This is a genomic window from Bacteroides sp. (assembly GCF_028690125.1).
Taxonomy (GTDB): domain Bacteria; phylum Bacteroidota; class Bacteroidia; order Bacteroidales; family Bacteroidaceae; genus Bacteroides.
In genome coordinates this window covers 20,152-32,458 of the sequence record NZ_JAQVBV010000020.1, presented here as the reverse complement: position 1 = coordinate 32,458, position 12,307 = coordinate 20,152, and the positions used below count along the sequence as shown (strand labels likewise).

The 12,307-nt window shown below is 36.6% G+C and carries 8 protein-coding genes; 5 read left to right on the top strand and 3 right to left on the bottom strand.

Annotation, left to right across the window (positions count from 1 at the left end):
* Positions 1-1,022: 1,022 nt before the first annotated feature.
* Positions 1,023-2,471 (bottom strand): DUF3868 domain-containing protein, encoded by a 1,449-nt coding sequence (locus PHO71_RS13865; RefSeq protein WP_300204326.1) that lies wholly within the window; start codon positions 2,469-2,471, stop codon positions 1,023-1,025.
* Positions 2,472-2,484: 13 nt separating this feature from the next.
* Entirely contained in the window at positions 2,485-3,054 is a 570-nt protein-coding gene (locus PHO71_RS13860; protein ID WP_300204323.1) for a DUF3575 domain-containing protein, read from the bottom strand.
* Between the two features lie 530 nt (positions 3,055-3,584).
* On the opposite strand from PHO71_RS13860, the gene PHO71_RS13855 reads away from it, so the two are divergent.
* The 5 genes from PHO71_RS13855 (at position 3,585) to PHO71_RS13835 (ending at position 11,181) form a co-directional block, all read left to right on the top strand.
* A complete protein-coding gene (locus tag PHO71_RS13855) occupies positions 3,585-4,220 on the top strand; it encodes a DUF5033 domain-containing protein (RefSeq protein WP_300204321.1) in 636 nt (211 codons plus the stop codon).
* A 317-nt stretch (positions 4,221-4,537) separates the two neighbouring features.
* Positions 4,538-8,713: a response regulator gene (locus PHO71_RS13850; protein ID WP_300204318.1), complete on the top strand. Its 4,176-nt coding sequence runs from the start codon at positions 4,538-4,540 to the stop codon at positions 8,711-8,713.
* A 48-nt stretch (positions 8,714-8,761) separates the two neighbouring features.
* Positions 8,762-9,523 (top strand): tRNA pseudouridine(38-40) synthase TruA, encoded by a 762-nt coding sequence (gene truA, locus PHO71_RS13845; RefSeq protein WP_300204461.1) that lies wholly within the window; start codon positions 8,762-8,764, stop codon positions 9,521-9,523.
* A 26-nt stretch (positions 9,524-9,549) separates the two neighbouring features.
* On the top strand, positions 9,550-10,452 hold the full coding sequence (locus PHO71_RS13840; RefSeq protein ID WP_300204315.1) for a DMT family transporter: 903 nt from the start codon (positions 9,550-9,552) through the stop codon (positions 10,450-10,452).
* 78 nt (positions 10,453-10,530) lie between these two features.
* A complete protein-coding gene (locus PHO71_RS13835) occupies positions 10,531-11,181 on the top strand; it encodes a DUF3256 family protein (RefSeq protein ID WP_300204312.1) in 651 nt (216 codons plus the stop codon).
* A gap of 27 nt (positions 11,182-11,208) precedes the next feature.
* Here the strand turns inward: PHO71_RS13835 and PHO71_RS13830 are convergent, their stop codons facing one another.
* Positions 11,209-12,300 carry a phosphotransferase enzyme family protein gene (locus PHO71_RS13830; protein WP_300204309.1) on the bottom strand — a complete coding sequence of 364 codons (1,092 nt, stop codon included), beginning with the start codon at positions 12,298-12,300 and terminating at the stop codon, positions 11,209-11,211.
* Positions 12,301-12,307: the final 7 nt, after the last annotated feature.

The window sequence follows — 12,307 nt, the reverse complement described above, 5'->3', positions numbered from 1 at the left end:
TAATGGAATAATCTTAATTTCTCTTTTGATATCAAGGGATTCTCTTGTCTTTTGAATGATTTACGAGTGTCTCTCATTAGATGGCTTAAATTTTAGAAGTTTATATGTGCCCCTTTGTGTGTAAGATTATCCTTTGAAATTTTAAATAACATATAAATTGTGGTATAATTATCAATTATGTATATGTATTTATCCATTTTCTTTTTGACAAATTGTATTTTGAGTAGTATCTGGAATCCTTTATTTTGTCTCTTATGCAAAGAATGATATTAATTTCTCCTTTATCGGCTATTTGTCTCTCCTGTGGATTTTTAAATATGACTAAAACAATAACATTTGGATGTAATATCACTGAATTAATTTTCAAAAAAATACTTTTACGTGAAATATAATTTCCTTTTATTTATTTAGTCTTGTTTGTGAAAGTTGCTGAAATAGAGAATAATCTGAAGAAAAAGAAGAAAATGTGGTCATCATTATGTGATAATGACATTATCTGTAGTGTATGGCTACACCTTTTGCATCCAATGATGTCATTATACCGATCTTATGATGTCATCATCCGTATGCTTTTTCTCAAAAAATGGGTATTTATATGCTTGTTTTTTGTTGTTTTATGCAAATTAATTATATGTTTTGCATAAATAAAAAGTTTTATTTCACCAGAAGAAGAAAATAAATAGATATGTAGAAACGTGAGTTTGCTCATTCTGTAGAAAATAGTTAGGATTATACCTTTATATTGTACTTTATGATAGAGTGACGGAAATTTGTGAAAGGATTCATTTCCTAATCTTGATTAAAGCTATCTTTCTCAAATTATAATATAGGTGTGATTTTTATAATAGCAAATGCCTATAATTATATGATTTTACTTGTATAAGAGGTTATCAATAGCCTGAATAAAAACTGACTTTTGGCGAATAAAAACGCACTGCCTTCACAGGTAGTGCGTTCTTTTATCCCATCTTTATTATATATGGGGTTGGGGGAAGTTTCTAATTTATATCATATTTGACTTTTCATTTTATTGGGTAATTTTGTTTCTTAGCTAATTCTTTCAGGTTGGCATTAGCTTGTTCGGTAAGACCGGCTGCTTTTGCTGCGTTGAAATAATTCTCAGCTGCTTTGAAATCGTCCTCCATCATGGAGACAATACCTAGGTTATTGAGGGTTTCGGCTGCCTTTTGGTCTGCTTTTGCCAGATGTTTTTTGGCAATGGCTAGGTCTCCGCCTTTCTGAATCTCCACTGCGGCAGCATTCAGGTTAGCAGTCGGATCGTTCGGAAACATTATGGCGGCCACTTGGAATGCATGATTGAATTCTTCGCTTCCTGTTTGGTAACTTTGAGCTATAAGATAAAGCTCTTTCAGGCTTAATTGCTGCGGATGTTTGTTAATAATTTCCTTTGATTCTTCCAGATCGAAACCACGAACTGTGTAACTTACTACATAATCCGAGTGGCGTAAAGCCGGATAGCATTCTTGCAGGAGGTATTGGTATGCTTGTGGACCAACCAGTTTTGCTATGCTATGTTCCTTTACATCTGCATCCATATTCACATCATCCATTAGACTCAATATCTCATCCTTCTTATCTATTGTAGAAGCAATAACAAACTTGCGGAAACCTTCCCAATCTTCAGGAGTAAAATCCGAAGTAATAAGTTTGAGGTCAAAGTTGTAATAACTGGTCACATAATCCACAAGTGCTTGTGTACGATTCTTTGCTAAATACGTGTTATGTGTATAACTTCCTTCAGGAGACGCATATCCGTGGATACTGATGCCAGTAAGTTTAATGTTATTGTCATTCCGTACAGTATCTATAGTTGCACGTACTTTGGCAAGTTCATCTGAATTTCGACGATAGTCCGGATAGATAATGTATTTATTAACCGGGAAATCCAAAAAAGCTCTTCCTTCCACTGCGCGATGTTTTACCGCTTCCTCTTGTGGAGTGATATATGCCACTACCGGTTGAAGCTTCAGTGGAGCAATATTAAGTTGCGCGATTTTTTCACCGCTGTTTTCCTCTATCATGTCACAACAGCCACATACATCAACATTCAGTTTCATATTTGCCTTACGCATCCATCCTTCATAAGGAATCTGTATCAGATAATTCACTTTCTGTTCCGTTTTTCCTTTACGTCGAACAACAGTGTAAGCTGATTCAGGAGTTTGATGATTACGCTGATTGATAAGTTGTCTTTTGCGACCGTATATTACTATGGAAGGTAGTTGTTTTGTTTGTCCGTTGGCTTCGATGAATGGGGTCAGTGTAGTAACATTGTTAGAACTCATTTTCAGATTTGGTTGCAGAATGATGTCCATGCTCACCGTCAGGCGATTGTCTTCGCTACGTGTAGCTGACTCTTTTTCTATACGTATCTGATCTTTATAAATTGTCTGCGCTTTTCCGCCCAATACAGGCAACAGGCAGAAAAGGATATATAGAATCTTTTTCATATTTGTTTTGTTATTAGAATAAATAAATTAAACTGATGGCAGCTTTAGTAGGACCTACATAGTTCTTGTAACCTTCACCTTTCTTTTCACCGCAAGTTTTGCATTCGTATTGTTCGTACTTGACACGTGCATAACCAAAACCTATATTTCCTTCCAAATTCCAATGTTTGCCCAGAATCCATTGGTAACCATAAGACACACCTGCACCGTAGAAATGACCTTTAAAACGGTAGTCTTTCAAATCTGGCCAGATACCCCAAGGCATATCGATAGCGGCAGCTTGGTAAATACCTCCATGAAGGTGTACTCCAATGAAATGACCGTTGAACTTATCGCAGAACCAGTAGCGAAGTTCAGGCTGGAAAGCCAGCATCTTCATCATTTTCTGGTCTTTATAGCTCCAGGGATTGTAATTGGCATACAAATCCAGAGTTAGTTTCTTACTAAGGCCGACTTCGGCCCCTAGATTGATAATTTTCAATGCGTCCATTACAACATTTGTTTTTATGCCAACAACCTGACTATATAATAAGGTGGAGGCAAACAACGCAACACTTAAGATTATGATTCTTTTCTTTTTCATCGTATGATGGGTTTTGTTTGTTGATTGGGACAAAAGTAGAGATATTCTAAATATCCTTTAAAGGGCAGATTCATCTTTCTTTTCTGTGGTTTCAGTGGAATTTAATAAGCCGTGGGGTATATCTTTCATTATAGGTGGTGTATAATTCATGTTTTAATAGGTGTTGTTTTTATCGTAGCTTGTGAATTAATCACGGATGGTCGGTGTTTAATACTTGTATATTCTGATCAGCTACTTGAATAGGTTGTATTTCATTCATTAAAGAGTGGTAAATCATTCATTTTTTCTTCAAAAACGTTTTTTTATATGAATTAAATACCCTAGGTTTGTATCAAACAAACAAAACGAGGTTTATGAAGTCTTAAATAGAATAAGATTTAAAGAAACCGAATCGAATAACATTTTTTTTAAAGATTCCCTCCTGAGGAACATAAACAAACAAACAATTAAGTGTGATCGGTGAATTGCAGAATTAATAAAACAATTCACAAACAAATTATTAAAACGAATAAAAAATAGGAGGAAATATTATGAAGTCAATTAAATTCTTTTTAGCTTGTGCATTTGTGTTAGCTTTCACTGCATGTTCAAACACTGAAAGTGATAGTTTTGAAGATAACTCTTCTACTTTTGAATCCATGAAAACTTTATATGGAATTGAGGCAGCTACTCTTGATTCACAATCTGATAATATTCCTACTGTTACAGCTGAAGAAATGCGTGGTGTTTTAGAAGCACTGTATAAAAACAGTGATGCTTCATATGACTGTAAGGTAGAAGATGTGGAAGGTTATTATGGAGCTGGAAATAATAAGAAGACAGTGATGATGACTGCTGAATATAAAGCTCGTACAAGATCAGGTGCTCTTTTGGAGAATTTCGCGCTTTGCGTATCATTGAAATTTAATGTCGATAAAAGTTCTGTATATTATGTTGGTACTTCTTATGACTGTGTGACTGACTTATTTACTTGGAAAGGATACGCTGCTTCAATTTCTGCAATTCCTGAAGGTGGTACCGTATTTACTTCTACCTCTTATATCTATTTCCGCGTAAGTGACGAGGGTAATTGTTTGGTGAAAGTACCGGTTAGCTTCAAAGGTAGCTATGATTTTGATGCAGCTAAAGGAACTTACAACTTTACTCTTTCAAAAGCTGCAAATTAATTCTACTCATACGATAAATACAATAACAATAGGTATAAAATAATAATGACTCTGAGATATTCGTAATTCTCGAAAAGAGTCTGAAAGAGGAACCAAACAACAAATAATGACAATTTTAGGTAAAATGCTAGGAAATAGAATGTTATATTGAAAGAAATATAATGTAAGTATATATCGTAGAAGAGGATTTTTAACAACTCTGTTGATTCTTTTGAGGATTGGCAGAGTTCTTTTATTGTGAATTATTCCTAAAAAAAGCAGCTACATACTTTTGTTATAATTAGATATTTATATCTTTAACAAATAATTGCACATAAATGAACATTGAGCAAGGTATGAGGGAGAAAATCTTTATGATATTGGTTCTGCTTGGAATTTGCAAAGTACATTCACAAGATATTCATTGGAATCCGGAACCAGTAATTATTAAAAATGGAATAAGTGACCGTACTGTTTATGATATTTTTTCTAGTAAGGAAGGTTTCTTATGGCTGGCAACAGATGAAGGAATTACCCGTTATGACGGATTCCGTTTTCGTAATTATCCTCTGGTCACTAGTTTGGATTCCGCTTCAATTCCGTTGCGTCAAGTTATAAAGTCTTTAGAAGAGTCTCCTTGTGGTTTGTTTTATCTCCAACTTTTTCAAGGTGGAATTGCTTGTTTTGATAAAGAAAGAGAGATTTATTTGCCTCTTCGCTTTGATAAACCTATCAATATGCGTGAAATCCTTGATTTTTGTTGGAATGATAAGACTTTGTTTTTAGCAACTACTCAAGGATTATTTTCATCTATCCCTAACCGCCTGAAAGAAGATAAGAGAGAGTTTATATCATGTACGTTGAAAACAGAACCGTTGATAAAAGGTGAAATAACTAATTTGTGTACAGATAATAAAACTAACCTTTACTTTGTGGTTGATGGAAATAGGGTCGTAAACTATAATCTTACAACGGGGAAAACTTCATTGATACAGAGCGGAAATGTTGTAAATCAGTTATTTCTGTTGAACGGTTATTTATGGATTTGTAAATCATGGAGTGACTTGGTTTGCTATGATCTTAAAAGAGGAAAGGAGCGGATGATTTCTGTGGGAACATTAGCTAAAGTTGATTATACTAGTTCATATGTTACGGATTTGACATATAAGGATAAGAAGGTGTATTATCTGACTACTTTGGATGGATTGTTCAAATTAGAATTCGATAATGAAAATCTTGGCGAAAGTCCCTATTCCTTCGAAGCAGTGACACAGAATGAAGGACGATTTGGTCTACAGATTGATACAAGAATGATGAGTGTGTGTTTGGACTATGCACGAAAGAATATCTGGGCAGGTGGCTCTGGTGGAGGAATAGTAAAATTTGACATTGGTAGTAATATATACTGCCGAGTGGCGCAAGATTTTAAATCGAAAGTACATGGGATAGTGGAAGATGCTAAAGGATATATCTGGTTGGTGACGAACGATGGAAAATTAATGAAGAGCGTTACTCCGGCACTATCTATGAATACTCGTTTTGAACCATGGACAAAGTCGTCTGACTTTTCCGGACATTACCATATTTATAAAGATAAAAATGAATATATCTGGTTAGGAAATAATCAGGGTGAATTAACACAAGTAGATCCAGCTACAGATACGAAAAAATCTTTTCGACTTCAAACCCGGAATGGGGAATATATAAATGCTGCTATTTACCAATTTTGTATGGACTCGCGCAAACGTTTATGGATAGCTACTTCTCAAGGGTTAATGCTGGTTGATCCCGTGACGCATATATGCAAAAAGGTAGAACCGCTAAATGAGAAAATTGAGGGAGTTTTGTCAGTTGCAGAGGATAAGGAAGGAAATATCTGGATAGGAACCAATAAAGGTTTGAAGAGGTTAGAGTGGCAAGGAGAGCAGTTTATGCTGAAAGGCAACTATGAACGCGAAAATGGATTAGGTGAATCGGTCGTGAGGACAGTTTTTGTTAATAACTCTAATCAGATATATGCTGTTTATTTAAATGCTATTGTTCGTATTGACGGTAAAGATAAAGAGAAGTTTGAATCTGTATATACGTTAGGTAGTGGCTTAACCTGTGGTCATGTGGGATGTATGGTAGATGATCAGGTTGGAAATACTTGGGGAGGAAATAATATAGGAATCATAACTATTCGCAATGGTGGGGATTCTTTTTATAACTATCTGTCCACGGGAGGATGTGTAGCTGTTTGTCGCTTAAATGACGGACAGTTGCTGTGGGGAGATTCTAAAGGGTTGATTTATTTTGATCCAGAAGAAGTAGTGAAAAGTAATGCTAGCAACCACAAGGTGCAGCTGACTGATATGGAAGTGAATGGTGAGGTTGTTATGGCGGGGGAGAAAAGGAACGGGCAAACCATTCTTTCAGTTTCACCAGATAAACAGAAAGAATTAATATTTGATTCGGGTAATAATGATTTCTGTTTGTATTTCTCAGATCTATGTTATGAGACAATGCAAAGAAAAATGGCTTATCGTTTGCTTCCAAAGGATAAAGAATGGCATATGAAACCTTTGTCGGAAGGGTTATGGTATAACAGGCTCCCAGCAGGAAAATATGTATTAGAAGTTAAATTAGTTTATCCAGATGCAAAAGAAAGTGGAATTATTAAAATTCCCATTATAGTGAAAGCTAAATGGTACTACACGATATGGGCTTTTGTAACTTATGGATTGCTGATAGTCGCTTTAGCTTATTTCATATTTCACCGCCTTAAGGTCAGAGATGTTCGCAGGCAGGTACTTCGTGACCGCGAAATGATATTGAAAGAAAATTTGAATCTGGAAAAGATGAAACATGAACAGAAACAGGAAATAGATGCTATGAGGAATAGATTGCTGACGTTGTTCGTTCAGGAATTACGAACTCCTCTTTCTTTAATAATTGCACCGTTGAAGGATTTGTTGGATGAACAAGCTCTTGTTCCGCATTTTGCTTCACGTGCGCAGGTGGCTTACAGAAGTTCACTTCGAATGCTTGATGTCTGCAATCAGTTGCTAACTGTTTATGAACAAGGCAATCAAAATGAAAAGTTAGAAATTGCTTCTTATCAGATAGAAAAGTTGATTGATAGCAATTTGGTTCATTTTAGGGAGCTTTTAAAAGCTCATCCAATTACCTTTCGTTGTGAAAAACGAATTAAGAAGGATTTGGAATTTTATGTGGATAAGAAAAAGTTGGAAATAATTTTGCATAATCTATTGTCGAATGCTTTTACACATACGAATTATACCGGAACTGTTTCACTGATAGCTTATGAGACGGTGGAAGGACAGTTGCATTATGTCACCATAGTTGTCGAAGATGATGGGGAAAAGTTGGTAAAGACTACTGAGCAGTTTATGCATGAAGATAAAGTATTTATGAATGATGTGCCATCCGTACAACTCGGTTTTACTTTCATGCAGCATATTGTTGAAATGCACCATGGAACTATTTCGTTAGAGAGTGTTGAGGGGAAAGGTACCAAAGTTATCGTAAACTTACCATTAGAAAAGAATATTTTCAAAAATGATCCGAATGTTGTATTTGTTAATCCGGATACCTTGGAAGATGTTGTTCCGGAACCTCAGAAGGAACAGCTATCAGTGGATACAATTACAAATGAAGTAGTGAAACAGGATATTTCGTTACCTGTAGAAAACCTGATGCTTGAAGAAACAAAGAATTCTTCAACGACGGGATCTAAAAAGACATTGTTAATTGTGGAAGATCATAAGGATATTCGTCTTTATTTAAAAGTTTTATTAGGTAGAGAATATAACTTGTTGATGGCGACAAATGGTCAGGAAGGTATTGATATGGCTACAAAAGAACTACCGGACTTGATTATTTGTGACGTAATGATGCCCGTGAAAGATGGTTTCGAATGTTGCCGGGAAGTCAAAGAAGGATTGGAAACATGCAATATTCCTTTTATCATGCTGACGGCAAAGGTAGAAGATGAAGATATTATACATGGCTTGGAGATGGGAGCGGATGACTATATTCTGAAACCGTTCACTCCCGGCATTTTGAAGGCTAAAATACATAATCTTATTAATGGACGGATTGCTTTGAAGCAGACGTACACCAGGTTGTTTACATTGCCGGGTACTGATAGCGTGGCAGAACAGAATGAGGCAAAGTCAGAGGCTGAAGTGGTGAAAGTAGAAGATCCGTTTATCAGTTCTGTTATTAAAATAGTCGAAGAAAATATCTGTGAAGCCGATTTCAGCGTGAAGAAGTTGGCTGCTGAAATGAATATGAGCCAACCTACACTATATCGTAAGGTGAAGCAAAGTACGGATTATACTATTATAGAACTGATTCGGGGAGTACGTATGCGCCGGGCAGCGGTCTTGTTGAAAACGAAGAAATATGGCGTGCAAGAAGTTGCCGAAATGGTAGGATATAATGATATTCCAACCTTTAGAAAGCATTTTGTGGATGCTTTTGGCAAGACTCCTTCTACTTATGAATGAAAAAATGACTACTTTTGTACGCGAAAACACTAAAAAACAGGAATGAACGTGCAAAGGTATTTTATTTATTTGGCTTATGATGGGACCAACTATCATGGTTGGCAGATTCAACCCAATGGTATCAGTGTGCAAGAATGTATGATGAAGGCGTTGTCTACTTTCTTGCGTCGTGATATTGAGGTGATAGGCGCCGGTCGCACAGATGCAGGAGTGCACGCTTCTCTAATGGTGGCACATTTTGATTACGATGATCTGCTTGATCCTAATTCTGTAACTGAGAAATTAAATCGATTGTTGCCTCCTGATATTTCTGTTTATAAAATCTGCCAGGTCAAACCGGATGCTCACGCACGCTTTGATGCTACAGCACGAACTTACAAATATTTTGTAACTACGGCTAAATATCCTTTTAATCGGCAATATCGTTGCAGGGTTTACAATTCCTTGGATTATGAATGTATGAATCAAGCTGCACGTTTGCTTTTTCAGTATAGCGATTTTACAAGTTTCAGCAAACTGCATACAGATGTAAAGACTAATATCTGTCATATTACTTATGCCGAATGGACGCAGGAAGAAGATGGAAGTTGGGTGTTCACGATTCGCGCCGACCGTTTCTTGCGAAATATGGTACGTGCTATTGTAGGTACACTGATTGAGGTAGGGCGTGGGAAACTGTCTTTAGAGGGGTTCCGTCAGGTTATAGAACAGAAAGATCGTTGCCAAGCCGGAACATCAGCTCCCGGTCATGCTCTATTTTTGGTAAATGTGGAATATCCTGAAGATATCTTTCTCTTCACGAATTCTTAATTCTTCATACTTAATTCTTCTTTATAATGTGGTTGTTATTAGCTTTTCTCTCAGCTACTTTGCTGGGTTTTTATGATGTATTCAAGAAGAAATCATTGAAAGATAATGCGGTATTACCGGTATTATTTCTAAATACACTTTTTTCCAGTCTTATCTTTTTACCGTTTATTGTGATTTCTGCCTATGAGCCGGACTTATTGGGAGGGACAATCTTTAATGTTCCCGTCGCTGACTGGGAGCAACATAAGTATATCATCATCAAATCGTTTATCGTGTTATCCTCTTGGATTTTCGGCTATTTCGGAATGAAGCATTTGCCCATTACCATTGTGGGCCCGATTAATGCTACCCGTCCCGTGATGGTGTTAGTAGGAGCAATGTTGGTTTTTGGTGAGCGGTTGAATCTATATCAGTGGATCGGAGTATTATTGGCAGTTGCTTCCTTTTTTATGTTAAGCCGTTCTGGTAAGAAAGAAGGAATTGATTTTAAACATAACAAATGGATATTCTTCATCATTCTAGCTGCTATTATGGGTGCTATCAGTGGATTGTATGATAAATACCTGATGAAACAATTAAATCCGATGCTGGTTCAATCGTGGTATAATGTCTATCAGGTGTTTATTATGTGTCCTATCTTATTGCTGATTTGGTGGCCTAAACGTAAGACTACCACTCCGTTTCGTTGGGATTGGACTATTATTTTGATCTCCATCTTTCTTTCAGCGGCAGATTTTGCTTACTTCTATGCGTTAAGTTATAATGACTCTATGATCTCTATTGTTTCTATGGTTCGCCGGGGAAGTGTCATTGTCTCCTTTACTTTCGGTGCCCTCTTCTTCCGTGAAAAGAATTTAAAAAGTAAAGCGATTGATCTTATACTAGTGTTAATCGGAATGATATTCTTATATTTGGGAACTAAATCGTGAAAAGCTTAAAATTATAAGGTTATAGAGTGATGACTCTTTTTAAATTTATGATTTTCTATAAAGTAATTTTGAAGTAATATGAAAGTAAATAAATTGATTTTTAACATAGCATTTTTTATTATCGGAGTGTTTTCGTTTACCTCCATACAGGCTCAGGAGGCCAAAACTTTGTTTATAAATATGCCGGATTCTTTGAATCCTATTTTGACTAAGGTGAACCGGGAAGATTGCATTGATTTTCTCGAAAATAAGATGAAAGCAGAAGTCGAGAACCGATTTGGTAAGAAATCTGAGATGACAGATTTGAGCAAAGACTATATTCGTATACAAATGTCTCCTCAAACAACCTGGCAGATGAAATTGTTGGCACTGAAAGATACAACTAATGTAGTCTGTGTTATCACTACAGCTTGTGCACCTGCTTGTGATAGTAATATCAGCTTTTATACACCTGCTTGGGAAGCTATATCGGCGTCTGATTTTATTACTCTTCCAACGATAGATGATTTTCTTGTTGCATCCGATTCGACAGAAATATACGCTTATGACGAAGCTCGTCGTTCTGCCGATATATTTTTATTGAAAGCTGATCTTAACAAAGAAAATACGGAATTGGTACTAACCTTAGCAACGCCGGACTATATGTCAAAAGAAACAGCGGAAAAACTGAAACCATTTCTCCGCCGTCCAATTATCTATCAATGGAAGAACGGTAAATTTACTAAATAATACCGTTCATTTTACATCTATCGTCTATCATTTATCATCTAGGCACTCCTTGATAAATGCTATCATTTCCGGTGTATGAGCTTCCACACTCTGAAGTAATTTGAATTGTGCTTTGGTGCGAACCAGATTATGCTCGGGATATTTAATCTTATAGTAAGTATCTCCATTAATATAGTCGGCAAGGAACCGTACACATTGCATATAGGGGAATAATGCCGCAGCATAGGGTAAATTCTCGATCTCAATCGGAGTCAGGAATGATTTGGCACCTTCCAGATAGCCTTTTGTAAAGGCCTTAAAAATATCCATATTGAAGTTTACCCGATCCGGATCTTTATCGTCTTCATCTCCTGTATTGGCGCCGGTACGCAGGAAGTCACCATAGTCGGAGAAGATAAAGCTGGGCATAACAGTATCCAGATCGATAACACATAAAACTTTTCCGTCCTCATCGAACATCATATTATTAACCTTTGTATCGCAGTGACACACACGTTTGGGTAATATACCTTCACGATGCAAACGTTCGGCTTTGCACATTTCATTAGTACGCTTTTCTATTTCGTCCAGATAATATTGTACTTCTGCCACTCGTCCGGCTGCATTAGTGCTGACAGCCTCATGAAGTTGTTGAAGGCGGAATTCCATATTATGGAAGTCAGGAATAGTTTCACCTAAAGTTTCCGGAATATCAGCAAGCATTGCCTGAAAATTGCCGAATGCTTGTCCTGCATAACAGGAATATTCAGGATTGACCGTTTCATATGTTTGGGCACGTGGGATGAATACCATTACACGCCAATAGCTATCACCATCGAACCAATAAGTCTTTCCCTCTTCCGTTTTCAGGAAGTTCAAGACCTTACGGTCAATATCCGATTCACCGGCTTCTATTAGTTTCTTGCGAATATGTCCGGTAACAGCAGCGATATTGGATTGTAGCATCTCCACATTCTGAAAGATGGCATGATTAATTCGTTGGAGAACATAGTCGGGTGCATCCGCTTCTTTGGTATCTACTTTATAGGTATCGTTGATGAGTCCTGTTCCCAAAGGTTTGATCTCTTCTACTGTACCTTGGATGTTGAATTTTGATATAATGTTTGATAAATCTTTCATGAGTCTT

What these genes read in the sequence shown, in the direction of transcription:
- PHO71_RS13840 (WP_300204315.1), top strand. Translation starts at nt 9,550, where the DNA reads ATGTGGTTGTTATTAGCTTTTCTCTCAGCTACTTTGCTGGGTTTTTAT.
- PHO71_RS13835 (WP_300204312.1), top strand. Translation starts at nt 10,531, where the DNA reads ATGAAAGTAAATAAATTGATTTTTAACATAGCATTTTTTATTATCGGA.
- PHO71_RS13830 (WP_300204309.1), bottom strand. Translation starts at nt 12,300, where the DNA reads ATGAAAGATTTATCAAACATTATATCAAAATTCAACATCCAAGGTACA.
- PHO71_RS13855 (WP_300204321.1), top strand. Translation starts at nt 3,585, where the DNA reads ATGAAGTCAATTAAATTCTTTTTAGCTTGTGCATTTGTGTTAGCTTTC.
- PHO71_RS13860 (WP_300204323.1), bottom strand. Translation starts at nt 3,054, where the DNA reads ATGAAAAAGAAAAGAATCATAATCTTAAGTGTTGCGTTGTTTGCCTCC.
- PHO71_RS13865 (WP_300204326.1), bottom strand. Translation starts at nt 2,471, where the DNA reads ATGAAAAAGATTCTATATATCCTTTTCTGCCTGTTGCCTGTATTGGGC.
- PHO71_RS13850 (WP_300204318.1), top strand. Translation starts at nt 4,538, where the DNA reads ATGAACATTGAGCAAGGTATGAGGGAGAAAATCTTTATGATATTGGTT.